Here is a 24117-nt window from a genome sequence, read left to right as displayed (position 1 = left end):
TCGTCGCGCGCTCGGCCGACACCTCGGTCAGCACGTCGCGCCGCCGAAGACCCCTCATCAACGCCCGGTGTCGAACTGCGGCAGGATGAGCGGGAGTTCGACGGTGGGGTCCCACGGCTCGGTCCAGCCCAGTCGGTCGAAGAGCCCGTCGAGCACCATGCCGGTGAACCCCCACACCAGATGCTCGCCCGTCGCATGCCGCACCAGGAACCCGGGCCCGCGCCACTCGTGACCATCGCGGCGGATGACCGTGGACCCGCGGTTGGCCGGATCCAGGAGGTCGGCGACAGGCGCTCGGAATACAGCCGACGACTCGGCTTCGTCGACCACTCCGACCGGTGACGGATGCCGCCACCACGCCAGCACCGGGGTGACCAGGTGCTGCGAGAAAGCGACCGGAAGGTTCTCGAGCGTGCCGAGCACATCGACGCCTGCGGGGTCGAGGCCGGTCTCCTCCGTCGCCTCGCGGAGTGCGGCGGCGACCGGTCCATCGTCGCCGGGGTCGATCCGCCCGCCCGGAAAGGCGACCTGGCCGGCGTGCGAGCGCAATGTCGCGGCCCGCGAGAGGAGCAGAACGTCCAGGTCGCGCGAGACCGCCGGGGCGTCGGCCCGGTGCGCGCTCGGAAGCGCGTCGAGCACCCCGAACAGGATGAGGACGGCCGCCGGGCGGGCGTCAGCGGGCGTCGGCAGTCCGGCGAAGGCGTCGAAGCCCTGCGTCCCGGGGGGCGCTGCGGCCACTGCTTCTATGAGCGAGCGGAACTCCGCTCGAGCGCCGTCGGGAAGAGGATCAGCAGGCACGCCTTCAGGCTAGTACCGCGCGCCGACACGAGGCCGGCGCCAACCGGCGGCCGAGACCCCGTCACCGAAGGAAGTCGGCGGGGTCGAACTCTTCGATCGGGATGACGCGTACGCGCGGCAGAGGCGCATCGAAGGCCTCGACGTCGTACTCGAGATCGAAGAACTCGACCCCCGGAAGCCCGGAGAACTCGCTGCTGCGGAACTCGTGGAATGCGATGACACCCACGCGGCGCTCGCCCCCGGCGAGACGCGCGACGTCGTCGGCGAAGTCGCGGTCGTGGCTGACGAGCACCACATCGCCGTCGCGATGGGCCAGCTCTTGCAGCGTGCGCTGGATGGCGATGTCGACGATCTTCTCGTCGGCGGGACCCGACAGCGGGACGGGCTGATAGCCCAGGGCGAGAAGAGCCTGCACGAACGGCATCGGAAGATGCGAGGTCGCGTTGAGGAAGAACAGTCCCCGAGCGGGCTGGTTCCAGCGGTCCGCGACGAACGCCAGGATGCGGTCCCACCGGGGCCGCTCCTCCGGCTGCGGTCTGCGACCGAGGATCGAACCGCCGAGTGTCGCGTCGATGTTCTCACCGTCGACGAGCACCCAGCTGCTGCGCTCTGCCACGTTTCTCCCCCGCTCTGCCGGACCCGCGAAGGACCCGGCGATCCCGACGCTAGCAGGGGTCCGCAGCCCTGGCGCATGTCAGCCGCCCGGAGTAGACACGAGCGTATGACCAAGGCGAGCGACTGGCTGAACGGCTACATCACCGCGTGGACCTCGAAAGACCCTGCCGCCGTCCGGGCGATCTTCGCGGACGACGCGGAGTACTGGTTCCGCCCCGACGACGACGAGCCGGTGATCGGCATCGACGCGATCGTCGAGATGTGGCGCGACCCCGAACCGAGCGATCCCCGGCACGACCTGCGCGTGCTGATCGAGAACGAAGACCTTGCGATCATCACGGGCACCGTGGAGTACCCCGGCCACGAAAGCTACTCGAACATGTGGGAGGTGTGGTTCGCGCCCGACGGACGCGCGAAGAGGTTCGTCGAGTGGTTCATGACGCCGCGCTCTCGCGACGACTGACGCCCGTCAAGCTTCAGCATCATCCTGCGCGCAGGATCTTCTCCATCGGCCTTCCCTTCGCAAGCTCGTCCACGAGCTTGTCGAGGTAGCGGATTTTCTGCATGAGTGAGTCTTCGATCGTCTCGACCCGCATGCCGCAGATGGCGCCCGTGATGAGAGACGCGCGGGGGTTGAGCGTCGCGTCGGCGAAGAAGTCCTCGAACGTGGTGTGCTCATCGAGATGCCGCGAGAGCTCGGCGTCTCCGAACCCCGTGAGCCACTCGATCACCCGATCGAGCTCGGCGCTCGTTCGTCCCTTCTTCTCCACCTTCGTCACGTAGTGCGGGTAGACCGATGCGAAGCTCGTGGTGAAGATCCGGTGCACCTCGAAAGCGTAACCTCCTCCCCGCCGCACCCGCGACGGAGTTCATGGCGCCGTCGACTCCCGCCACAGCTCCCGAAGACGACGGTTCGGCTCGGGAGCAATGCGGTTGCCGGAGCGGAATTGGAAGCGCCACGCCACCTCCGGCACGACGACCTCGAGCACATCCCTCGGAACACGGCCCCTCTCGACCACGAGCTCGTCGAAGGCGACATCGACCGAAGCTCGCGGTGCGACGCGGGTCGGCGAAGTGGACGTCCTCGTAGGGATCGGTGAGCACCGTCCCGTGCCCGATGATCCCGTACGACCCGCCCTGTCGCAGCAGCCAGGCGTCGGTGCCGGGCTCGACCTGGCGCCGGGACCCGACCGACCACTGCGTGACGTATGGCTCGCCGGCAGCGACGCCGGCCACCACGCCGGCGTATGAGCCCGGCCACTCATCCCAGAGGCTCGGGTTCCAGCCCAGGATGATGCCGGCGTCGTGCCAGAAATCGGATGCCGCGGCCATCCGCCGACGATATACCGGGGTGAGCCGTCTCGGAGTGCGCTTGACTACTGGCGCCGAGAAGCACCGGAGCCGGTCGGTCCGCCGTCTCCGTCAACCGGCCGCAGACCCCTTGCCGACGACGCTCCCGCGGTCGGCAGCAGCGCCGTCACGGTGAAGGCTCGCCCCGCCGACGCGGCCCACGCGATCTCTCCACCCGCGACGCGGACACGTTCCCGGACGCCGAGAAGACCGTACCCGCTCGACAGTTCGGCAGCGTGAAGTGGCTCCGCACCGGATCCGCTGCTGACCACCCGCATGCTCACCGCATCGGCGTCCCAGTCCAGCGACACGTCGATCACCGCGTCCGGCCCGTCGTGCTTCACCGCGTTCGCCAGCGCCTCCCTCACGACGCAGAAGGCGGCCAGGTCGACGCTGGGTTCGAGAGGCCGCGCGATCCCGTTGATGTCGAGGTTGATCCGCCCGACTGCCGCCCGCGTGCGTTCCACCAACTCGCCGATGTCCGCCAGTCCCCGCGCGCGATCCGTTCGGTGTTCCGCCTCAGGCGAGTATCCGCTCAGCACCTCGACGAGGTGCCCCAGCTCCGCCGATGCCTCCGCCCCTGCCCGCTCGACAGCGGCAACCGCGGCCAGAGCCCGCTCAGGGTCGCGATCGATGATGCGCGCCGCTCCGGCAGACTGCACGACCATGATCGTGATCGAATGGCCGATCACGTCGTGCAAGTCGTACGCGAGACGAGCCCGTTCCTGCGCGATGGCGCGAGCGACGGCATCCCGCCTCGCCTGAAGCTCGGCAATCTGACGTCGCCTCACCCCGGAGTACGCGCCGGCCGCCCACACCGCGACCACGACGAGGCCGTAGGTCGCGAGATTCTGCGCGAGCACGTCAGGGTAGGCGAGACCCGGCACAGCGAGGTACGCCCATGTCACGACCATCACCGGAACCGAGATCCACCGCGATCGCTGCGCGGCGACAGCGAAGAGAGCGACCAGCAACGGCACCAAGGCTGTGAAGGTGTCCCACGCGAAGTCGCCCTCGTTGAACAGCAGCACAGCGCCGGCGTGCGCCGCGATCACCAGCGCGAGCACGGCGACGGGGAACAGGCGGCGCCACAGCAGCACGAGCATCGTGGCGGCGAAGTACGCACTCGCGAGCCAGCGTTCCTCGCCGGTCATCGACAGCATGGTGAGCGCGACAGTCGCGAGAACGGCCGCCCCTGCTCCGGTCACGTCCCCGCGCGTGACATCTCCGAGGCGACGCAGCACGGATCGCCGGCCGGCAACCTCATGCACGTTCGCCTCGTCATCGGCGAAAGAAGGGTCGTCTCGCAGCACGTGCAGAAGCCGTCGCAACTCGTTCATGGCCTCGACGCCGATCGCCTCGACCGATCGCAGCGCGTCGACCGCACGCCCTTGGTCGTTCGCTGCGTTCCGCGCCGCCGCAGCGCCTCGGCGCATCCGGTCGACCTCCACGCTGATGATTCCGTTGAGCTCGAACGCGACCCGGGCCCGCTCGTCCGCGACCGCACTCGCTGCACGATCCTGTTCCGCGCGCAGGCGCGCCAGGCGGCTGCGATTGGCGTGGGCGAGCAGCCCCAAGCTCCAGGCGAGCAGACTCATCGCTGTCGTGGACTGCAGGAGCCAGGCGGCATCAGTCCCAGGAAAGGCGAGCAGGAACGCCGTGACGGTGTACGACCACGTGAGCAGCAGACACAAGAGCCCGACCCAGAAGGGGCGACGAGCCGTGACCGTCCCCAGTGCGATGAGCGGAGCGATCACCGCGAACTCGGCGTCGGGAAGCCGGAATCCGTCGAGCACCCCGAGAACGAACGCCTGCAGCGCGATCACGAGGATCAGCACGAGGACCGGCGCCCGCGCGACCCAGAGCAGCGGGACTGCCGCCAGCATGAGCAGGGGAATCAGAAGCCACACCTCCAGCGGTAGCGTCGCTGCGGTGACCGGTCCCACGACGAGCAGACAGCCCAACCCCGCGAGGTACAGTGCGCCGAGCGGCTCGGGTGCAGGAAAGCGTCGCGACGAAGCCGGGACGCCGACCGACGGCGACTGCTTCTGAGCCATCACGCCTCCCTCTTCGCCGAGGTGACCAGCTTCGCGCTCGGATCGATCCATCGCACCCCTCCCGTGCGTCCGCGTGTGCTCGGTTCCCCGGCGAAGTGGCGCGCAGGGCGCGTGAGCGCGAGACTGAGCGAGTGGGGACAGATGCGGGCGCGCGGGGAGCGGGACCGGTGCGGGTCATCCTGGTGGACGACGAGGCGCTGATCCGAGCGGGCCTGCGCATGCTGCTCGAGGTGGAAGACGGCATAGACGTCGTCGGCGAGGCGCCCGACGGGCGCGCCGCTCTGGATCTCATCGCCGAACTCGCGCCGGATGTCGTCGTGATGGACGTCCGCATGCCCGAGCTGAACGGGGTGGAGGCGACACGGATGCTGACATCCGGCGGCCTCTCGCGCCCTGGCCAGAATCGACCCGAGATCCTGATCCTCACGACGTTCAGCGACGATGCCTCCGTACGCGAGGCGATCCGCGCAGGCGCCGCCGGGTTCATTCTCAAGAACTCCGCTCCGGCGGTGCTCGGGTCGGCCATCAGGGCTCTGGCGGCGGGAGCGGGCTGGCTCGATCCCTCCGTGACGCGCCGGCTGCTCGACGACTACGCCTCCTCGCCCGAGCTGTCTCGGGCGACGACCGCCGAAGTGGAGCAGCTGACCCCGCGTGAGCGCGAAGTGCTCACCGCCGTCGCCCGCGGTCGAACCAATCAGCAGATCGCCGCCGACCTCTTCTTGAGCGAGGCGACCGTGAAGACCCACGTTCACCGGATCTTTCTCAAATTGGGTTGCAGCGACCGGGCACAAGCCGTTTCGTTCGCGTTCCGCACGGGCATGGTGACAGCCGGGCCGACGGATCGCGGGTCGATGGGCCGATAACCCTCCGCCGAGACGACGCACGGTGAGCCGTCACTCTCGCAAGCCGGAATGGGAGTCGGATGCGGCGCCTGGGCTGTCGGCGTCCGTGCACGTGATCAGCGGGAACGGGAGCCGGCGCACGCACCGCAGCGCGTAGCCTCCGCGCGCTGCCGCCGGCCCGCACACCATAGCGGAACCGCCCGACTCCCACGAACGACTCTCCACTGCCGCGAAGGCGGGCGACGCCGAAGCCACGGCGGGCACCTGGCAGGCCCCGACGGCCGTCACGAGCGACAGCCCGGCGACGCCCAGCATTCGTCGCGACCGCGCGGCGGCTCGAAGACCGAGAGAGATGGCCGAGCGATGCGCGAAGAACATGGTGTGCTCCCGAGGAGTGACCTGGCAGATGTCTCCAGGGTGCTCCGGATGGTCGCCTGACACATCGTCCTCCGGAGGTGTTCTCGACGTACACCTGGGGGTGCACGGTCCACCCCGGCGCCGCGCTTCTGGACGAGACCCTTCCACCCACGGGTGTACCTCGGAATGACGTCTCAGGGCCGACGCGCCATCTCCCTCCCGGGCGGCACAGTGAGAGCCACTTCCACACGAAAGGTGCGATGACATGCACGAACCAGATCTCGAGCGCCAAACGAGCGCTCTTCACCTCGTCGCTGGTGCTGCAGCGCTCTTCGGGGGGCACGCTGCTGGCGCTGACGGCCGTGATCCACTCCTCGGAGCCGGTGGGGTGCATCGGTCCCGAGGAGTGCGCGATCCGGCCCATGAGAGAGATGTCGACGCTCGTTGCGATCCTGGGGACCGCTTCACTGGTCCTGATCGCCGTCGGCCTGGCAACGCTTGCCGCGCTCTCATATCGAGCGGGGGGCAACCGTGTTCTCGCTCGCGTCGGATCGATCACGCTCACGCTCGGCGTCGCGTGGTTGTTCGTCGGCGTGCTCGCTCAGGCTGTGTTCTTCGACGGCGACCTCCCCTGGATGCCGCTGTTCGTGGGTCCCGGAGTCATCGGGGTGCTTGCGGGAGTGGCGCTCATCGCAATGAGCGTGTTCAGCTCAGGACTGCTCCCCACGTGGCTGAGCATCCTCCTCGCGGCGAGTGCGGTAATAGCGCTGGCGTGCAACGAACAATCCGACGCCGTCCTCTTCATCGTTCCGCTTGCGCTTGCCGTCGCGGCAACGGGTCGATACCGGTGCGTGACGTTCCTCCGACGGTCGCACCCTCAGAGGCTCGGTGCGGGACCACTCGCCGGCTGATCCGTGCCCGATTTCAGACGAGGAACCGAGAAAGTTCTCCCGTCATGTCGATTTCCTTCCCGCCCGTTCGACGCGATAGTGAGAGGGACGAAAGGTCACTCCAGAATTCGCGACAGGGAGCGAAAAATGAAGCACATGCTGATCATGCGGGCCACGCAGCAGGCGGTCGAGGACTACGGGAACATGGACTTCGAGGCGATCATCAACGCGATGGGCGCCTACAACGAGTCGATGATCAAAGCCGGCGTGCTCGTCGCCGGTGAGGGTCTCGCACAGGAGCCGGGCTACGTCGTCGACTTCGCGGGCGAGGCGCCGATCGTGAGCGACGGCCCGTACGGCGAGGTGCATGAGCTGTTCAACGGCTTCTGGATCATCCAGACCGCCACGGCCGAAGAGGCGCTCGAGTGGGCCAAGCGGGCGCCGCTCACACCCGGCAACAAGCTCGAGGTGCGCCGGGTGACCGATGAGACCGACTTCGCCGGGTTCGAGGGCAACGAGTTCCTCGAGAAGGAGAAGGGCTGGCGGGCCGAGCTCGGCGCCGAGTGAGACGCCGCCGGGAAGCGTACGACCATGACTGACACCCGGCGAACGGTCGAGGCCGTCTGGCGCATCGAGGGCCTTCGGATCGTGGCATCCGTCGCCAAGATGACCGGCGACCTCGGCCTCGCCGAGGATGTCGCCCAGGAGGCGCTGCTCGAGGCGCTCGGTTCGTGGCCGAGGGACGGCATCCCGTCGAATCCTGGCGCTTGGCTGACTGCCGTCGCCAAGCGCCGAGTGATCGACGCCTGGCGGCGCCGCGAGAAGCTCGACGAGCGGTACGCGGCGATCGCCCACACGCTCGACGAGGCGAGCGACGACGAATGGCAGCCGATCGACGACGACGTGATGCGCCTCGTCTTCACCGCCTGCCACCCTGCACTGTCTCGAGAGTCGCAGGTGGCCCTGACGCTGCGTGTGGTCGCGGGTCTGTCGACGGAAGAGATCGCACGGATGCTGCTGACGACCGTGCCGACGGTGCAGGCGCGCATCACACGGGCGAAGAAGTCACTGGCTGCCGCGCGCGTGCCCTTCGAGACGCCCGACCCCTCGGAGTTCAGGGGACGACTGTCGGCGGTGCTCGGCGTCGTCTACCTCGTCTTCACCGAGGGCTATGCGGCCACCGCCGGAGACCGGTGGGTGCGCCCCGACCTCGCGGACGAGGCCCTGCGGCTCGGCCGCATCGTCTGCGGGCTGCTGCCGCGAGAACCAGAGCCGTTCGGACTCGTGGCACTCATGGAGTTCCAGCGATCTCGCTTCGCGGCCCGGGAGACGCGGACGGGTGAGCCGGTGCTGCTCGCCGACCAGGACCGCTCCCGCTGGGACCGCGGCCAGATCCTCCGCGGCGTCGAGACCCTGAAGAAGGCGGATGCCGCCGCCGCAGCGCGCGGCCTGAGTCGAGGCTCGTATGCCCTCCAGGCCGCGATCGCCCAATGCCATGCGGTGGCCCCCAGCGTGGCTGAGACGGACTGGAGCCGGATCGTCCTGCACTACGAGGTGCTCGGGCGCATCGCACCGAGCCCGATCGTCGAGCTCAACCGTGCCGTCGCGGTGTCGATGGCGCACGGACCCGCCGATGCGCTGCGGATCGTCGACGCGCTCGAAGCCTCGGGCGCTCTTCGGGGATCGCATCTGGTCCCGAGTGTGCGCGGCGAGCTGCTCGCCCGACTCGGTCGCCGTGACGAGGCACGGTCCGAGCTGCTGACTGCGGCCGGCCTCACCGCCAACGCCGCTCAGCAGCGGGTGCTGCGCGAGAAGGCCGACGCCCTGCGCTGACCGCCGTCGCGTCGAGCGTTGCGCTCACGTTGCGGTTGCCGCGGGACCGCTCCCACGCCCGAGGAGATCTTGTCGCGATCTTGCGGAAGCGCCAGTGGTGGCTGGTCGGGACGTTGCGGTCCCCGGTCGAGACTTTCAACGTGCTCAGGAAGGGCCGGATTCGAACCGCCCGCTCATGAAGCTCCCACTCTCCCACCACGGCGGCGAAGGCCGCAGAAGGACATCACCATGAAGAAGATCGTCAAGGCCTCGATCGCCACCACCGCCGGCGTCATCCTCCTCCTCGGCGGCGCGGGAACGTTCGCCACCTGGAACTCGTCGGCCACCGCCCAGGGCGCCTCGATCGTCGCGGGAAACTTGGTCGTCGAAGACTCGAAGACGGCCGGCTCGTGGACCGCCAACGGCGCTCCGATCTCGATCGACGGCTACAAGGTGGCGCCCGGCGACGTCCTGACCTACACCAAGACGATGAAGGTCGCCGCCGAGGGCGACAGCCTCACCGCCACTCTCGCGCTGAGCGAGGCCTCGATCACCCCGGTCGACGCGAAAAACACCGCCGACGTGGCGCTCGCCGGCTACCTCGTCGAGTCGGCCGTCCTCAATGCTTCCGGCACGGGGATCACGGGTACCGGCCCGACCTTCACCGTCGCACCGGGCGCAGGTGCCGTCAGCCAGGACGTCACGGTGAACGTCCAGATCACCTTCCCTGCAGGCGACACCGTCGGCGGCAACAACAACGCGATGAACGGAGCCGTCACTCTCGACGCGCTGACCGTCAGCCTGACGCAGAACATCCAGTGATCAAGAGGCGGGCTCCCTCCGCACAGGGAGCCCGCCGAGCCCGCCGCTCGCCCGAGACCAACCGGAGATTGAGAATGAGCCGCCACACCAGCCGTCGCACCGCCCGGCGCGAGCGACGTCGCGCTGCGCTGCTGCCGCGGCTGCTTCTCGGCGCGCTCGGCACCGCCGCTGCCATCGTGCTCGGTGTCCTCACCGGCGGCGGAACGTACGCGGCGTGGAACGTCGCGGCGACCGCTTCGGCGGCAGCCACGCTCCAGGCAGGGTCGGCCGGCCTCACTGCCTCGAACCTGCAGCTCTCCGCTGCCGGCCTCTACCCGGGCCGCACGGTCTACGCGGCCAGCACAGTGCGCAACACCGGCACCACGGCTCTTGCACTCACGATCGACCCGGTGAAGGGCCCTGCGGCTCCGACGCCGTTCACGCAGTCTCTCGTCATCTCGGCGGGAAAGGCAGCCACGGCCGCCGACTGCAGTGCGGGCAGAGCGACGGCCGGCGCAACGATCGGCATCGGTGCCGCGACCGGATCCGACCTCAAGCTCTCGCTCGCTCCGGGCGCATCGACCCTGCTCTGCATCGGTGTCGGACTGCCTCAGAACGCGCCGGCCGCGGCCGCTGGCGCAGCGGCGTCCGCCGTCACCATCACGATCTCGGGAACACAGGTGCGCTCATGAGGCGCCGTGTCCACCTCGGCGCCGTCGCCGCACTCGCCACTCTTGCGGTGCTCGGCAGCGCGGGCGGTGCCGCAGCCACGTGGGTCGCGAGCGCCTCCCTGGCGGCATCCGCTTCTTCCACGACCATCGCCACGACCGCTGAACAGACCGGCGGCCTGACGACGAGCTATCGGTTCGCAGGGACGACGTCCAGCGCCGCAGCCGGTCAGCTCACCATCCGGAACACCGGCGGTGCCCCGCTGTCGTACACACTCGCGAATCAGGCGTCAGGCAGCACGGCTCTCGCTCAGAAGACGGCCCTTCGACTCTGGACGGGGACGTGCGGCACGACCGCCCCCTCCGACGCGATCACCACCACGCTCGCCGACAAGGCGCCTGCTCTTCCGAGCGCGGCGCGGAGCCTCGCCGCCGGCGGGTCCGTCGTGGTCTGCGTGTCCACGCAGGTCGTGGGAAGCACGAATGCGACGCTGCAGGGACAGAGCGCGACAGCCACCTTCAGCGTGACGGGCGCTGTCGGAACAAGCTGGACGACCTCGGCGAGCGCCGCCGCCATCACCCAGTCCGTGTACCGACTGGCCGCCGCCGGCAACCCGACATGCGCGGCCCTCCCGTGGGATGATGTCAGGCTGACCTGGGGCGCTCCACCGAACCGGGCAGACAGCACCCCTGTGACGTACCGCGTGTTCGACGCCTCGTCGGGCACGACCATCACCACGGTGAGCAGCGCCAGTGCCACCGTCTCGGCCGACATCAGCGGACACGCCATCGGCGCGAACGGCGCCTTCAAGCTGGCGATCGAAGCCCGAGAGAGCACCGGCTCCGCCACCACGGCCCCCGCGTCTGCCCCCGTGGGCGTCACACGCTCCACCGGCTTCCTGGACCCGCTCCAGCTCTTCCCCCGCTACAACTGCTCATGACTGGTTCCACGCTGATGACTGACGCCGCCATCCCCACGTTCACCGCCTCGATTCCGACCCGTCGCATCCGGCGCGCGGACGCCCGCCGACACCACGAGGGCAAGAGCCTTCTGCACTATCTCGCCGTCTCGCTGAGCGCGTCCGTGCTCGTGCTGCTGCTCGGCGTCGCGGTGGCCGTCATCGGCCTCCCGACCGTGGTCGGGGGCAGCGCGATGACCGTGCTCACCCAGTCGATGGAGCCCGGCCTGCCGCCCGGCACTCTCGTCGTCATCCGCCCGACGCCGGTCGACGAGATCAAGATCGGCGACGTCATCACGTACCAGATCCGTTCGGGCGAGTCGGCGGTCGTGAGCCACCGCGTGACCTCGAAGACCTACACCGACGGCGAGCCCACGTTCATGACGAAGGGCGACAACAACGATGCCGTGGACCCCGAGCCGGTCCGGGCTGTGCAGATCCGCGGGACGCTGTGGTACAGCCTGCCGCTGCTCGGGTGGGTCAACAGCCTGCTCACCGGAGCCAACCGCGCCGTCGTGCTCGCGATCGTCGCCGGCGGACTCTTCCTCTATGCGGCTGTCTCCGTCGTCGACGCGGTGCGGGAGCGCCGGAAGAAGGCTGCCACGACCGCTGCTCTCGCAGACGCCGCCAGCGATCGCTGAGAGAGCCCGCTCAGCCCAGGAAGTCGACGATCGCTCGGGCGACGGCATCCGGCGCTTCTTCGGCCATGTGATGCCCGGAGTCGATGCCGTACCCGACCACCTGCGCGGCCCACTCGCGCCAGACGACACGAGGGTCGCCGACGAGCTCCTCGAGGTCGTCGCGCTGCGACCACAGGGCCAGCACCGGCATCGCGAGCCGCCGGCCGGCGGATCGGTCGGCGCGCTCGAGCTCTGCATCGACGGTGACGCCGGCGCGGTAGTCCTCGAGCATCGCCCGGACGACCTCCGGTCGCCGAACGGCCGCTCGCCACTCGGCGTGGTTCTCCGTCCCCATGATGGAGGGATCGCCGCCGTACCAGGCCTCCGGGTCGGCGCCGATGACCCGCTCAGGGATCACGGGCTGCGCGTAGAAGAACCAGTGCCACCAGTGCAGCGCGAACCGCGTTCCCCCGTGGTCGAGGTGATGAGTGAGCGGCACGCCGTCGAACACCCCGAGCGCGCGGACGCGGTCGGCATGATCCAGCGCGAGCCGGAACGCGACGTAGCTCCCGCGGTCATGCCCCATGACTGCGAAGCGGTGATGTCCGAGGCGGGTCATCACGTGCGCCATGTCGTCGGCGACCGCGCGCTTGGAGTGGGCGACGTGATCAGCGGCGGGCGGCGGACCGGTCGATCGGCCGTAGCCGCGCAGGTCGGCGCAGACGACGGTCAGACCCGCCTCGACGAGCTGCGGAGCCACCCGATGCCACGTCGCCGACGTACGGGGGTGCCCGTGCAGCAGCAACACAGGCTCGCCCGGGCCCGCGTGCCGGACGAGGATGCGCGCCCCGCCGGTGTCGACGAACTCCTCCGTGAACCCTTCGAACATGGGGGACAGTCTGCCCGAGGAGGCTCGCCCGGCGCCGCATACTCCGGCGGCGGACACAGCCTCGGCGTAGTGTCGGGGTGTGAACCTCGATCGAGCCATCCTCGACGCGGCCGCCGCCAAGAATTCGTTCTCGGGAGTCGTCACGATCGACGAAGCCGACGAGCGCACGTTCTCGAGCACCTATGGCTTCGCCCATCGTGGCTACGGGGTCGAGAACAGCGCCGACACCCAGTTCGCCATTGCCAGCGGCAGCAAGGCGTTCACGGCGCTGACCGTCATGAGACTCGTGGAGGACGGCGTCTTGCGGCTCGACCAAAGGGCGCGAGGCATCCTCGGTGCGGACCTGCCGCTGATCGATGACGGCGTCACCGTCGAGCATCTGCTCACCCACTCGTCCGGCATCGGCGACTACCTCGACGAGGAGGGCGAGTGGGAGCCCTCCGATTTCGTGCTGAGTGTTCCGGTGCACACGCTGACCTCGGCGGAGGCCTTTCTCCCGCTGGTGGACGGCTTTCCGCAGAAATTCGCGCCCGGCGATCGATTCTCCTACTGCAACGGCGGATACATGGTTCTCGCCATCCTGCTGGAGCGGGTGACGGGCAGGGTGTTCCACGACATCGTGCGAGAGCAGGTGTTCTCGCGGGCGGCGCTGGAGGACACGGATTTCCTTCGCTCGAACGAATTGCCTGGGACCGCCGCGACCGGGTACATCTTCGATGAGGGAGACACGACGAACACGCTTCACCTTCCCGTCCTCGGCAACGGCGATGGGGGCGCGTTCACGACAGCGGCCGATCTCCATCGGTTCTGGCGGGCGTTCTACGCCGGCGACATCGTCTCATCCGACTCGGTCATCGCGATGACGCAGCCCCGGTTCGACGTTCCGCACGAGCGCAAGCGCTACGGCATGGGGTTCTGGCTGCACCGAACCACGCCGGCCGCGTCATCGAAGGGTACGACGCAGGCGTGTCTTTCCGCTCGACGCACCTCCCCGCGTCGGAGACGACCTGGAGCGTCCTCGGCAACAGCTCGGAGGGCGCATGGCCGGTGATCGGCGCGGTCGAAGACGCGATTGACAGTGCCCTGGCCTCCTGACGGCAGCGAGGCGGTCGGTATGAGGTGTATCGCATTGCTGCGGAACGTCAACCAGGGTCAGCGCGGTCATCCGTCGACCGCCGACATCCTGGCGGCTTTCGCCGATGCCGGATGCTCTGACGCCGTGCCGTTTCAGAGCAACGGCACCGTCCGCTTCGACTCGGACGAACCCGCAGAGGTGACAGCGACCGTCACTGCGTCGATCGAGGCTCGAACCGGGTTGGAGCGTGACTGCTTCTGGATCCCGTTCACGGTTCTCGTAGAGGTGGTCGACGCCCATGGCGCGACGTCGGAACCGCGCCGATACGAGTTCACGCTTCATCGAGGAGCCACGATCGACCCCGCCGACCCGCGGGTGATGCAGCAGGCGGCGGCGCGTCGGTGCCGCATCGTCGACGCCGGCCCGGGTTGGACGCTCACCCGAAACGACCGCGAAGGGGAGGGCAACGCGACGCCGGTCATCGAAGGCCTGACCGCCGGTCGCGCAACATCCCGCGGCTTGCCGACGCTCGTGCGCCTGGTCGACCGTTTCTCCGACTAGGGGACGCGTGCTCGGTTCGACTCCGAACGCGCGTCGCCCCGCTGTGGCCGGAGCCACAGGTGGCACTCAGCGGTTGTCGCCGGAGACGTCGATGAGCACTTTGCCCACGGCGCCGTGCTCCACGGAGTCGTGGGCCGCAGCGGTCTCTTCCAGCGGGAACCAGATCAGCGGGAGCCCGGCCTTCTCGCCGACCGGAAGCGCACCGTCGCCCAGGGCGGCGGTGATGTCTTCGACGGCGGCTGACAACGCCGCTTCACCGACCGTATAGAGCAGAAGCCCCTGGATGCGCACGTTCTTCGCGAAGGTCGGACGCAGCGGGATGGTGGCCTCCTCGCCACCGTTGTCGGCGTAGTACGCGATCGAGCCGTGGTTGGCGATGACCTCTCCGTCGAGTGCGGCGTTCTGCGCGATCGACACCTCGACGATGTGGTCGACGCCGTCCGGCGAGATCTCGGCGATGCGCTTCGCGGCATCTTCCGTGCGGTAGTTCACGATGTGGTGGGCACCCGCAGCTCGCGCGAGCGCGGCCTTCTCGTCACTCGAGATCGTCGCGATGACGTTCGCGCCGGCCCACGCGGCGAGCTGGATGGCGGCGTGCCCGACGGCACCCGCTCCCCCGGCGATCAGCACCGCACGCCCGTCGAGCGACCCCCGCGACAGTCGCGCCGGCCCGAACTCGTGCACGGTGAGCGCCCGGTGCGCCGTCATCGCCGGAACGCCCAGACTGGCGGCGATGTCGAAGCCGATCCCTTCAGGGAGCTTCACCGCCCGCTCGGCCGGGATCACGGTGTACTCCTGCGCGGTGCCGGTCGGACGCTGGTGCTGGGTGAGGTAGAGCCACACGCGGTCGCCGACCGCGAGGCCGGTCACCCCCTCGCCGACGGCGTCGATCACACCCGCGCCGTCCTGATTCGGCACCACCTCGTCGAACGCCGACTTCGCACCGCTGCCGGCCCGCGCCTTCCAATCCGTCGGGTTGACGCCCGAGACGGTGACCTTCACTCGGACCTCGCCCGGCCCGGGGTTGCCGGGCTCACGCTCCTCCAGGGAGAGAACGGACGAGCTGCCGGTGCGGGAATAGACGATCGATCGCATGCGAAAGGGAACGCGTTGGTCGCGGGGAACATTTCCGGGACGCGCGCCGGTCCGTGGCCAGTTCGAGGCGAGGCTGGCCACGAGGCGACGGCGGCGAACCCTGACGGCCGGTTGCGCGCTCGGCGATTCGAGCGAGGGGTCAGCGCCTGGTCTCGTCGAACGCCACTCCTCGGACGGGCGCGCCATCACCCTCGAGACGCAACGGGAAGAAGCCCACCCGTACGCGTGTCGGCAGACCCTCCAGCCCACACACGTTCTCGACGATCAGCCCGTCGCCGCCCAGCACCACCTCGTGCACGGGAAAGGCGCCGTTCGAGCGATCCGTCGGATCCGGACTCAGCGTGTCGACCGCGAGCACTCGCATGCCTCGCCGCAACAGCTCGCGCGCCGCATCGGCATCCAGTGAGGGATGCCGAAGCGCACGCTCGTCGCCGAACCACTGCGCCCAGCCGGTGTCGATGATCACGATCGCCGGCAGCGACTCGGGAATTCCGCCGTCGACGTCGAAGTCGCCCCACTCGTACCGCGCGTTCACGGCGGCACCCGGCACGCGCAGCACGATCGCGTCGCCCACCAGTTCGTCCAGAGACACGTCGGACATCGTGCGGCCGCCGGGCACCGTGTGGGCCGGAGCATCGACGTGGGTACCCGTGTGCGAACCCATATCAAGTCGCGCCACGGCGACGCCGTCCGACTGCAGGGAAAGAGCTGATCCGATGGACACCCCGGGATCCCCGGGATAGACCATCATGCCGTCGCGGATCGGGTGACTCAGGTCGCGCAGCATCATGCCTTCACGGTTGCCGAGGCATCCGTCTCGTCGGAGAGATTGCCGACCCGCGTGACCGTGCCCTGAGACCGCGATGGCCATGACACCAGCAGGTACACCACGAACGTCACGACGAAGGCCGGAGCAGTCGAGCCGAACGGCAGCGGCCACACGTACGCCCACACATACGCGAGCACCGCACCGATCACCCACGCACCGATCGCGAGCCAATTGATGCCGGCGATGTACCAGTAACGGCCGCCGGTCGGTCGCAGGATGTCGCGGTCGTATGCGCTGCGCTTGATCACGTAGTAGTCGACGATCATGATCGCGAAGATAGGCGCGAACAGCGCCCCGATCGTCACGAGAAATGTCGTGAATTGCGCGAGCAGCCCGAAGAACGTGGCGCCGATGATCGAGATGAGTCCCACCACGATCGCTGTCGGCAGGAACCGGATGCGCCTGCCCGGCAGGGCGTTGACCACCGTCGTAACCATGCCGTAGACGACCATCGTGTTGGTCGCCATGACCGACAGAAAGATCGCTACGCCGAACACCCAGCCGAACGGCGCGATGATCGTCACCGGGTCGAACGGGATCGCGTCGCCGCCGCTCAGGATGACGTACCCCATCGCGGTGGCGCCCAGCGACATCGAGATGACGGTCGACAGCGTGTAGCCGACGCCCGAGCCGATGACGCTCGCGCGCGTGCTGCCGGCGAAGCGGTTGAAGTCGGCGGAGAGCACGGTCCACGAGATGGCGGTCGCGAGCACGACGTCGAACACCAGACCCGGCGAGTAGAACGGCTCGGCAGGCGCGGCGATCCCTGCGTACTCGGCGGGACTGAACGAGATGAACGCCACGACGAAGATGTACGCGGCGATCGCGAGGATGACCACAGCGAACCACGGCTCGACACGCGCGACGCCGGCGTGACCGAAGATCGCCAGGATCACCACGATGGTCTGGCACAGCACCGCGAAGATCACCGGATTCGAGAACCCGGTGAAGGTCATCACGATGTAATCCAGCGCGATGCCGGCGAGCATCGCCTGCACCCAGCTCCACCCCATGAGAATGATGACGTTCGCCGCGACGGGCAGCAGGCTTCCTCTCGTGCCGAACGGGCCGCGTGTCAGCGCCATCGTCGGCAAGCCGGTGCGGCGGCCGATGGTGCCGACCGCGACCAGCACGGCAGCGCCCGCGACGGTGCCGCCCACGATCAGCAGCAGCACGAGGCCGTATGGCACGTCGGGGATGAACAGCGTTCCGGTCAGCAGCGTCGTGACGACGAGGTTTGCCGCCAGCCAGATCATGAAGAGGCGGCCGGTGGAGTACGTGCCGCGCACCGGGCCGGCGTCGTCGGACTGAGCCTCGAGCCGTTGCTCGAGGCGGGTGTAGAGCGACATCATCGGGCTCCTCAGAGGTTCGGGTGTTCGGGTCGGGCTGCTGCAGTTCGGGGCGCTTCCGGGGCCTGCTCGGTGAGATCAGCCGGCAAAGGGCGAAAGGTGCTCGTGGACGGCGACCAGGCGATCGCCGTCGGCTGCGAACACGATGCTTTCGCGCTCGCGGTACGACTCGGGGCCGTCGGCCGTCTGCACCGACGTGTCGACGGTGTGCGTGAACACCGCGCCGCCATCGAAGACCTGCACGTGGGAATCGCTCGATGCGCAGGACGTCACCCGCCAGCCGCTCGCGACCCACTCAGCCCACAGGTGCTCGTACTCCGCACGATCGTCGAGGCGGTGCGGTTCAGGGTGGAACACGAACGTCGCATCGGGCGCAAACGCCGCGAAATAGCGCTCGGCGTCGGTGGCGGCGAACGCGTCGACGATGGCGGACGCCGCCGCCTCGACGGCTGCCGGGTCGGGGGTTGTCATGCTTCTCCTTCGGAGTCGATAACGGACGTTGCCTACCGCGGCACCATCGCGCTCAGCAGCTCGTACACGACGTGGCTCGCGGCCACGGCGGTGAGCTGCGCGTGGTCGTACGCGGGCGCCACCTCGACCACGTCTGCACCGACGATGCGCAGATCGGCCAGGGAGCGCAGCATCCGGAGCAGCTCACGGCTTGTGAGACCGCCGGCCTCGGGAGTCCCGGTGCCGGGAGCGTGCGCCGGGTCGAGCACGTCGATGTCGATCGAGATGTACAGCGGCTTGTCGCCGATGCGGGAGCGGATGCGCTCGACCGCGGCAGGCACACCGTACTCTTCGACGAACTCGCTCGTGACGATCGCGAAGCCCAGGAGGGCGTCATCCTCGAGGTCGCTCTTGGCGTAGAGCGGGCCACGGATGCCGACGTGCATGCTCGCCGTGAGGTCGATGAGTCCCTCCTCCGACGCGCGTCTGAACGGCGTTCCGTGGGTCGTCGGGGCTCCGAAGTAGGTGTCCCAGGTGTCGAGATGAGCGTCGAAGTGCAGCACCGCAACCGGTCCGTGCTGCGCAGCCACCTCGCGCAGCAGCGGCAGCGCGATCGTGTGGTCGCCGCCGACCACGACGAGTCGGTCGGCGCTCTTGCGAAGCTCGCGGGCGCCGGCCTCGATCTCCGCCACAGCGGCGGAGATGTCGAACGGGTTCGCGACGAGGTCGCCGGCGTCGGCGACCTGCTGTGCGCCGAAGGGGAACACGTCCTGCGCTGGGTTGTACGGACGCAGCAGCCGCGATGCCTCGCGCACGTGCGACGGGCCGAATCGGGCCCCCGGCCGGTAGCTCACGCCGCTGTCGAAGGGCACGCCGGCGACCGCGACGTCTGCCCGTCCTACCTCGTCGAGACGCGGCAGGCGCGCGAAGGTCGCGATCCCCGCGAAGCGCGGCACCACGCTCGCGTCGACGGGCCCCTGCGGTTCTGTCGGACTCTGTTGCATAAGAGACAACCCTCGATCCTCTATAGGAAACCGTGGCCACAAGCTACGCTCAGGACCACACGCCGTCAAGTAGGACGCCAGCCAGGAGCCGCCTTGCGCGCCATTCATCCGGACGCCGACGCGAACGCCACGCCGATCGGCGCGAAGCTGCGCGCCGCACGCACCAGCCAGGGAATGTCGCTCGGACAGCTCGCCGAGACGACCGGCCTGTCGAAGGGGTTCCTCAGCCGCGTCGAGCGCGATGAGACCTCTCCCAGCGTGTCGACGCTCGTGCAGCTGTGTCAGGTGCTCTCACTGCCCGTCGGCGCCCTCTTCACCGAGCCCGAGGTGCAGAAGGTGTCGTACGCCGACGCCCCGCGTATCAATCTCGGCGGAGTGCACGCCGACGAACGCCTCATGTCACCACGCGGCGAGCACCGTGTGCAGCTTCTGCGCTCGGAGCTCGAGCCCGACGCGCACGGTGGATCGGACCTGTACACGATCAACTGCGAAGTCGAGGTGCTGCACGTGATCGACGGACGAATGACCGTGCGCTTCGCGGACCGTTCGATCTCGCTCAGCGCCGGCGATGCGCTCACCTTTCCCGGCCGCGAACCGCATACCTGGCGCGTGGACGGTGACAAGCCGGCGACAGTCGTGTGGATCATCGTGCCCGCGCCCTGGAGCGGGTCCGCCTGACTCGGCCGGACGTCCTTCAGGACGCACCCGAGTCGCCATCGGAATCTTGACGTGGGAGCGCGGATCAAGGAGGCTAGAAAACGTTTCATCGGGAAACGCTTTCCGGCATGACCACGGCGGTCGTGCCGGATCATACGATCAAGGGAGATTCCGTGCGATCCACTCGTCGTCCCCAGCGACTGAGAACGCTCATCACCGCAACCACCGCCTGCGCGCTCGTCGCGTCGAGCGCCTTCCTCGCCGCGACGCCGGCAGCCGCGGCCGACGAGGTCGACTTCTCGTTCGATTTCGGCGGGCCCTCCACGCCGGTCGCCGAGGGCTGGCTCGGCGTGCATCCCGGCACGGCCTACTCGGCCTCGCAAGGATATGGCTTCACCACGGCGCCGGCGGCGAACGGCTTCCGCGATCGCGGCGGCGACGACCACATGGCACGCGACTTCACCATCGGCAACACGGCGGCCTTCGCGGTCGACGTGCCGAACGGCACGTACGAAGTCACCACGTGGGCGGGCGACCTCATCGCCGGCAACGCGACGAGCTTCGACGTCGAGGGCACCGCCTTCTCGGGACCGCGCACCTCGTCCGGCGCGATCCATGAGGAGTTCTTTCCCGCGGTCGCCGTGACCGACGGGCAGCTCAACATCCGCGTCAGCGGCGGCGACGGACGCATCAACGGCATTCGCGTGCAGACACCGCTCGCTGCTCCGGCCGGGCTCGCGGCGACCGTCGACGCGTCGGCCGAGGCGGTCTCTCTCACGTGGCAGCCGGTCGCGGGCGCCACCGGCTACGCGGTCTTCCGCTCGGAGCCCGACGGCGAGCTCGCCGAAATCGGCCGGGTCGACGCGTCCAGTGATCCGGCCGACGCTCCGACCTTCACCGACACCGACGTCGAGCTCAGCGAGTCGTACGACTACGCCGTGGCCACGGTCGTCGGCGAGCGCGTGTCGCGGCCGGGCGACCGGGTCGAGGCATCCGTCATCGACGAATCCGTCGTCAAGCCAGCCGCGCCGACCGGCCTCGCCACGACGGCGATCGAGCGCAACAGCGTGACGATCGGGTGGGATGCCGCAGCCGAGGTGGTGCAGTACAAGGTGTTCCGCTCGACCCGGGCCGACATCCCGTTCGAGCAGGTCGCGACCGTCTCCGAGCCGAGCTTCACCGACACCGATGTGCTGACCACGCGGCCCTACCTCTACCAGGTCGTCGCGCAGAACGCCGGCGGATCGAGCGAGGCGAGCGAGGCGTTCGCCACCGAGATCGCGACGACGCTCGTGCGGCAGGCCGAGTACCTCGACCGCTCCCCCGTCGCCGTCAGCACCGATGACGGCATCTACCTGGGCTGGCGCCTGCTCGGTCTCGACGCGCGCGACCTCGCCTTCGACATCTACCGCGACGGAGCGAAGATCACCGACTCGCCGGTCACCGACACGACGAATCACCTCGATGCCGAGGGCACGAGCGAGTCGACCTACCTCATCACCGCCCACATCGGCGACCGCGAGGTCTCGGTGACGGACGAGTTCGGCGTGTGGGATCAGAACTACCGCGACATTCCGCTCGACAAGCCGGCGGATGCCACGCTCCCCGACGGCAACACGGTGACCTACGCGCCCGGCGACGGCACCGTCGGCGACGTGGACGGCGACGGCGAGTACGAGCTGATCTTCCTGTGGAACCCGTCGATCGCGAAGGACAACTCGCAGTCCGGCTACACCGGCAAGGTGTACGCCGAGGCTGTGAAGTTCGACGGCACGAGCCTGTGGCGGATCGACCTCGGCGTGAACATCCGTGCCGGGGCCCACTACACGCAGCTCGAAGTGTTCGACTTCGACGGCGACGGTGCGGCCGAGGTCGCGTTCAAGACCGCCGACGGCACGGTCGACGGCGCAGGGACCGTGATCGGCGACGCGAGCGCGGATCACCGCAATTCGAGCGGCTACATCCTCAGCGGGCCCGAGTACCTCACTGTCTTCGACGGCCCGACCGGCGCGGCCATCGACACCGTCGAGTACCTTCCGGGGCGCGGCAGCGTCGGCTCGTGGGGTGACAGCTACGGCAACCGCGTCGACCGCTTCCTTGCAGGCGTCGCCTACCTCGACGGGGAGCATCCGTCGCTGATCACAAGCCGCGGGTACTACACCCGCTCGGTGATCGTGGCGTGGGACCTCGTCGACGGTCAGCTCGTTCAGCGCTGGACGTTCGACTCGAACGAGGCCGGCGCGCAGTACGAGGGGCAGGGCAATCACCAGTTCGTCTCCGCCGACGTCGACCGCGACGGGCTCGACGAGATCGTCTTCGGCTCGATGACCATCGACAACGACGGCACGCCGCTGTACAACACGCGCCTGCACCACGGCGATGCGCTGCACGTCAGCGACTTCGTCACCGACCGTCCGGGCCTCGAGACGTATGCGGTGCACGAGAGTCCGAGCGGCAACGGCGGCATCGTCGCATCGATGCGGGATGCCGAGACCGGCGAGATCATCTGGTCGAACTCCGGCAACCGCGACACCGGTCGTGGCGCGGCCGCCGACATCGACCCGGGCTCTCCCGGCGCCGAGGCATGGAACATCGGCGGCGACTACGCGTGGAACTCGCGCGTCGGCACCCTCAACGCGGCGGACGGCGCGGTGCTGTCGACCGACATCCCCGCGGCGAACTTCCTCACCTGGTGGGACGGTGACCTCACCCGCGAGATCACCGACCACGACTACGACGCGACGACGAGCTCCGGCGTGCCCACGATCTCGAAGTGGGACCCGGCCGCGCAGGAACAGGTGCTCCTCGAGCGCTTCGACGGGACCCTCACGAACAACACCACGAAGGGCAACCCGGTGATCCAGGCCGACCTGTTCGGCGACTGGCGGGAGGAGCTCGCCGTGCGCCTCGACAGTGGCAGCGGCATCCGCATCTACACGACGACGGATGCGACGGACGTGCGCATCCCGACGCTGATGCACGATTCGCAGTACCGGCTCGCCGTCGCCAGCCAGAACTCGGCCTACAACCAGCCGCCGCACCCGTCGTTCTTCATCGGCGCAGGCATGGACGAGGCGCCGGCGCCGTCGATCAGCTACGTCGGCGCTCCTGTCGCCGACGAGACCGCGCCGGTCATCGACGGCCTGCCGACGGGCACGATCGTGGCCGACGAGCCGCTGCAGCTGGCGGTATCGGCGGAGGACCCCGAGAGCGGCATCCGTTCGCTCGTCGTGGCCATCGGCGACGAGCAGGTCGCCCCGGACGCGGCGATCGACTTCGCCGAGCTCGGCCTCTTCGGCGATGTGCGAATCACGGCGACCGCGACCAACCACGCCGGGCTCGTCAGCGAATCGTCGTCGAGTGTGCTGGTCGTTCGGTCGGATGCCGCGACCACCGCGCCGGGGCGCGGCACGCTGTCGAACACCAGCGGGCGGGCATACGGCCTGCACGACGGCACCTACGACGTCGTGATGAACCTGTGGTGGGGCGCGCCGGGAAGCATCTTCCGGCTGTACGAGAACGGCGAGCTGATCGAGACGCGCGCCCTTCCCGAAACGGCCGGCATGTCGCAGACCACCGGCGTCAGCTTCGAGGGCAAGCCGAACGGCACCTACGTCTACACCGGCGAGCTCATCAACGCGCGCGGCACGACGGCGACGACCTCCACAACGGTCAAGGTGGTGCACGCGGCCCCCGCGGTGCCCGTCGTCTCGCACGACAACTGGGACAAGGACGGCTCGTTCACCGCCACCGCCAACCTGTGGTGGGGCACGAACGCGACCTCGTACCGGTTCGAGCTCGACGGCGTCGTCGTCGGGTCGGGAGACCTCGTCGCCCGCACGCCCGACGCGCAGCGCGCGACCGTCGACCTCACGGGGATCGCGCCCGGCACGCACACGCTCCTCGCGGTGTTCACCAACGCCCGAGGCGAGACGGCATCGAAGCCGGTGACGGTGGCGGTGCGCTAGCCGTACGACCGCGCCGGAAGGGCCGGGTCGTCGCTGCGGCGGCGATCCGGCCCTTCGCCGTTCGGTCGGCTCGCCGCGAGATCAGTCGAAGATCCCGACCGACTCCGACAGACGGCTCACCTCGTCAGCGGTGAGCTCGAGGTCGGCGGCCTCGGCCGAGTCGGTGATGGATGCCGCGCAACGTCCCCTACCGAGGCCCGTGCGCCTCCTCCACCGTTTCGCCGACCAGGCGTCGCGCCCGGTTGGATTCGAAGCCGCTCAGCGGAGTACGCGCTCGAGCAGTGCCCTGCAGTAGAGATCCGATCGAATCTGGCGGCGAACGCCAACCCTTGACGCGGACCACCCTCTGATCTGAGTCGAACAAGGTGTGATGTCGGTCTGATCCGATAGGAATCGTGCATCGATACGCGGCGCAGATTGGCGAATTAACGCATCCATTCCTTGACCGACTGCGCGAACCGCAGTACCGTA

Annotated in this window: 24 protein-coding genes; 14 read left to right on the top strand and 10 right to left on the bottom strand. The window is 68.9% G+C overall.

Going from position 1 to position 24117, the window contains the following annotated elements; translation table 11 throughout:
- Nucleotides 1-57 precede the first annotated feature (57 nt).
- Nucleotides 58-798: an NUDIX hydrolase gene (locus WYM_RS00810; RefSeq protein ID WP_026059435.1), complete on the bottom strand. Its 741-nt coding sequence runs from the start codon at nucleotides 796-798 to the stop codon at nucleotides 58-60.
- A gap of 61 nt (nucleotides 799-859) precedes the next feature.
- Nucleotides 860-1414, bottom strand: a complete 555-nt coding sequence (locus tag WYM_RS00805; protein WP_019178918.1) for an NYN domain-containing protein — start codon at nucleotides 1412-1414, stop codon at nucleotides 860-862.
- A gap of 105 nt (nucleotides 1415-1519) precedes the next feature.
- On the opposite strand from WYM_RS00805, the gene WYM_RS00800 reads away from it, so the two are divergent.
- Nucleotides 1520-1876: a nuclear transport factor 2 family protein gene (locus tag WYM_RS00800; RefSeq protein ID WP_019178917.1), complete on the top strand. Its 357-nt coding sequence runs from the start codon at nucleotides 1520-1522 to the stop codon at nucleotides 1874-1876.
- Between the two features lie 19 nt (nucleotides 1877-1895).
- Here the strand turns inward: WYM_RS00800 and WYM_RS00795 are convergent, their stop codons facing one another.
- Entirely contained in the window at nucleotides 1896-2240 is a 345-nt protein-coding gene (locus WYM_RS00795; RefSeq protein WP_019178916.1) for a DUF2200 domain-containing protein, read from the bottom strand.
- 283 nt (nucleotides 2241-2523) lie between these two features.
- On the opposite strand from WYM_RS00795, the gene WYM_RS21625 reads away from it, so the two are divergent.
- Nucleotides 2524-2664, top strand: coding sequence for a hypothetical protein (locus tag WYM_RS21625; protein ID WP_157524748.1), 141 nt, complete (start codon nucleotides 2524-2526; stop codon nucleotides 2662-2664).
- Nucleotides 2665-2789: 125 nt separating this feature from the next.
- Here the strand turns inward: WYM_RS21625 and WYM_RS00785 are convergent, their stop codons facing one another.
- Nucleotides 2790-4820, bottom strand: a complete 2031-nt coding sequence (locus WYM_RS00785; RefSeq protein WP_192813693.1) for a sensor histidine kinase — start codon at nucleotides 4818-4820, stop codon at nucleotides 2790-2792.
- 131 nt (nucleotides 4821-4951) lie between these two features.
- Between WYM_RS00785 and WYM_RS00780 the strand changes: the two genes are divergently transcribed.
- The 8 genes from WYM_RS00780 to WYM_RS18895 all read left to right on the top strand — a co-directional run bounded on the left by WYM_RS00780 (nucleotide 4952) and on the right by WYM_RS18895 (nucleotide 11790).
- Entirely contained in the window at nucleotides 4952-5683 is a 732-nt protein-coding gene (locus WYM_RS00780; protein ID WP_237739260.1) for a response regulator, read from the top strand.
- Between the two features lie 596 nt (nucleotides 5684-6279).
- A complete protein-coding gene (locus WYM_RS00770; RefSeq protein WP_019178911.1) occupies nucleotides 6280-6930 on the top strand; it encodes a hypothetical protein in 651 nt (216 codons plus the stop codon).
- Between the two features lie 126 nt (nucleotides 6931-7056).
- Nucleotides 7057-7476, top strand: a complete 420-nt coding sequence (locus WYM_RS00765) for a YciI family protein (protein WP_019178910.1) — start codon at nucleotides 7057-7059, stop codon at nucleotides 7474-7476.
- Between the two features lie 24 nt (nucleotides 7477-7500).
- A complete protein-coding gene (locus tag WYM_RS00760; RefSeq protein WP_019178909.1) occupies nucleotides 7501-8742 on the top strand; it encodes an RNA polymerase sigma factor in 1242 nt (413 codons plus the stop codon).
- A gap of 228 nt (nucleotides 8743-8970) precedes the next feature.
- Nucleotides 8971-9543: an alternate-type signal peptide domain-containing protein gene (locus WYM_RS00755; protein ID WP_019178908.1), complete on the top strand. Its 573-nt coding sequence runs from the start codon at nucleotides 8971-8973 to the stop codon at nucleotides 9541-9543.
- 74 nt (nucleotides 9544-9617) lie between these two features.
- Nucleotides 9618-10214, top strand: coding sequence for a hypothetical protein (locus tag WYM_RS00750; protein ID WP_019178907.1), 597 nt, complete (start codon nucleotides 9618-9620; stop codon nucleotides 10212-10214).
- The gene (locus WYM_RS00745; protein ID WP_020424290.1) at nucleotides 10211-11131 is read left to right on the top strand and encodes a hypothetical protein; all 921 of its coding nucleotides are present in this window, start codon (nucleotides 10211-10213) and stop codon (nucleotides 11129-11131) included. The genes WYM_RS00750 and WYM_RS00745 overlap by 4 nt, the downstream gene beginning before the upstream one ends.
- Before the next feature lie 14 nt (nucleotides 11132-11145).
- Complete coding sequence (locus WYM_RS18895; RefSeq protein WP_019178906.1) at nucleotides 11146-11790, top strand: signal peptidase I; 645 nt, start codon at nucleotides 11146-11148, stop codon at nucleotides 11788-11790.
- A 10-nt stretch (nucleotides 11791-11800) separates the two neighbouring features.
- Here WYM_RS18895 and WYM_RS00735 read toward each other — a convergent pair whose 3' ends face one another.
- On the bottom strand, nucleotides 11801-12658 hold the full coding sequence (locus WYM_RS00735; protein ID WP_019178905.1) for an alpha/beta fold hydrolase: 858 nt from the start codon (nucleotides 12656-12658) through the stop codon (nucleotides 11801-11803).
- Nucleotides 12659-12737: 79 nt separating this feature from the next.
- Here WYM_RS00735 and WYM_RS18890 point away from each other — a divergent pair, with 79 nt between their 5' ends.
- The gene (locus WYM_RS18890; protein ID WP_237739259.1) at nucleotides 12738-13709 is read left to right on the top strand and encodes a serine hydrolase domain-containing protein; all 972 of its coding nucleotides are present in this window, start codon (nucleotides 12738-12740) and stop codon (nucleotides 13707-13709) included.
- 63 nt (nucleotides 13710-13772) lie between these two features.
- Nucleotides 13773-14294, top strand: coding sequence for a DUF1697 domain-containing protein (locus WYM_RS00725; RefSeq protein WP_083866105.1), 522 nt, complete (start codon nucleotides 13773-13775; stop codon nucleotides 14292-14294).
- Between the two features lie 66 nt (nucleotides 14295-14360).
- Here the strand turns inward: WYM_RS00725 and WYM_RS00720 are convergent, their stop codons facing one another.
- The 5 genes from WYM_RS00720 to speB form a co-directional block, all read right to left on the bottom strand.
- Nucleotides 14361-15389: an NADPH:quinone reductase gene (locus WYM_RS00720; RefSeq protein ID WP_019178903.1), complete on the bottom strand. Its 1029-nt coding sequence runs from the start codon at nucleotides 15387-15389 to the stop codon at nucleotides 14361-14363.
- A 139-nt stretch (nucleotides 15390-15528) separates the two neighbouring features.
- On the bottom strand, nucleotides 15529-16179 hold the full coding sequence (locus tag WYM_RS00715; RefSeq protein WP_237739258.1) for a cyclase family protein: 651 nt from the start codon (nucleotides 16177-16179) through the stop codon (nucleotides 15529-15531).
- Nucleotides 16176-17570 (bottom strand): purine-cytosine permease family protein, encoded by a 1395-nt coding sequence (locus tag WYM_RS00710; RefSeq protein WP_019178901.1) that lies wholly within the window; start codon nucleotides 17568-17570, stop codon nucleotides 16176-16178. Before WYM_RS00710 ends, WYM_RS00715 begins: the two co-directional genes overlap by 4 nt.
- 75 nt (nucleotides 17571-17645) lie before the next feature.
- Nucleotides 17646-18038, bottom strand: a complete 393-nt coding sequence (locus tag WYM_RS00705) for a YybH family protein (RefSeq protein WP_019178900.1) — start codon at nucleotides 18036-18038, stop codon at nucleotides 17646-17648.
- A gap of 32 nt (nucleotides 18039-18070) precedes the next feature.
- Entirely contained in the window at nucleotides 18071-19021 is a 951-nt protein-coding gene (speB, locus tag WYM_RS00700; RefSeq protein ID WP_019178899.1) for an agmatinase, read from the bottom strand.
- Between the two features lie 93 nt (nucleotides 19022-19114).
- Here speB and WYM_RS00695 point away from each other — a divergent pair, with 93 nt between their 5' ends.
- A complete protein-coding gene (locus tag WYM_RS00695) occupies nucleotides 19115-19699 on the top strand; it encodes a helix-turn-helix domain-containing protein (protein ID WP_019178898.1) in 585 nt (194 codons plus the stop codon).
- Nucleotides 19700-19851: 152 nt separating this feature from the next.
- On the top strand, nucleotides 19852-23646 hold the full coding sequence (locus WYM_RS22440; RefSeq protein WP_157524746.1) for a hypothetical protein: 3795 nt from the start codon (nucleotides 19852-19854) through the stop codon (nucleotides 23644-23646).
- Nucleotides 23647-24117 lie beyond the last annotated feature (471 nt).

Source organism: Microbacterium yannicii PS01, assembly GCF_000304335.1.
GTDB classification, from domain to species: domain Bacteria; phylum Actinomycetota; class Actinomycetes; order Actinomycetales; family Microbacteriaceae; genus Microbacterium; species Microbacterium yannicii_A.
The sequence above is the reverse complement of the archived record's forward strand: the minus strand, read 5'-3'. Positions and strand labels throughout refer to the sequence as shown.

Excerpts from the sequence above, each read along its gene's own strand:
- WYM_RS00800 (WP_019178917.1), top strand. The coding sequence starts at position 1,520 with ATGACCAAGGCGAGCGACTGGCTGAACGGCTACATCACCGCGTGGACC.
- WYM_RS00785 (WP_192813693.1), bottom strand. The coding sequence starts at position 4,820 with ATGGCTCAGAAGCAGTCGCCGTCGGTCGGCGTCCCGGCTTCGTCGCGA.
- WYM_RS00770 (WP_019178911.1), top strand. The coding sequence starts at position 6,280 with ATGACATGCACGAACCAGATCTCGAGCGCCAAACGAGCGCTCTTCACC.
- WYM_RS00765 (WP_019178910.1), top strand. The coding sequence starts at position 7,057 with ATGAAGCACATGCTGATCATGCGGGCCACGCAGCAGGCGGTCGAGGAC.
- WYM_RS00760 (WP_019178909.1), top strand. The coding sequence starts at position 7,501 with ATGACTGACACCCGGCGAACGGTCGAGGCCGTCTGGCGCATCGAGGGC.
- WYM_RS00755 (WP_019178908.1), top strand. The coding sequence starts at position 8,971 with ATGAAGAAGATCGTCAAGGCCTCGATCGCCACCACCGCCGGCGTCATC.
- WYM_RS00750 (WP_019178907.1), top strand. The coding sequence starts at position 9,618 with ATGAGCCGCCACACCAGCCGTCGCACCGCCCGGCGCGAGCGACGTCGC.
- WYM_RS00745 (WP_020424290.1), top strand. The coding sequence starts at position 10,211 with ATGAGGCGCCGTGTCCACCTCGGCGCCGTCGCCGCACTCGCCACTCTT.
- WYM_RS18895 (WP_019178906.1), top strand. The coding sequence starts at position 11,146 with ATGACTGACGCCGCCATCCCCACGTTCACCGCCTCGATTCCGACCCGT.
- WYM_RS00735 (WP_019178905.1), bottom strand. The coding sequence starts at position 12,658 with ATGTTCGAAGGGTTCACGGAGGAGTTCGTCGACACCGGCGGGGCGCGC.
- WYM_RS00725 (WP_083866105.1), top strand. The coding sequence starts at position 13,773 with ATGAGGTGTATCGCATTGCTGCGGAACGTCAACCAGGGTCAGCGCGGT.
- WYM_RS00720 (WP_019178903.1), bottom strand. The coding sequence starts at position 15,389 with ATGCGATCGATCGTCTATTCCCGCACCGGCAGCTCGTCCGTTCTCTCC.
- WYM_RS00715 (WP_237739258.1), bottom strand. The coding sequence starts at position 16,179 with ATGATGCTGCGCGACCTGAGTCACCCGATCCGCGACGGCATGATGGTC.
- WYM_RS00710 (WP_019178901.1), bottom strand. The coding sequence starts at position 17,570 with ATGATGTCGCTCTACACCCGCCTCGAGCAACGGCTCGAGGCTCAGTCC.
- WYM_RS00705 (WP_019178900.1), bottom strand. The coding sequence starts at position 18,038 with ATGACAACCCCCGACCCGGCAGCCGTCGAGGCGGCGGCGTCCGCCATC.
- speB (WP_019178899.1), bottom strand. The coding sequence starts at position 19,021 with ATGCAACAGAGTCCGACAGAACCGCAGGGGCCCGTCGACGCGAGCGTG.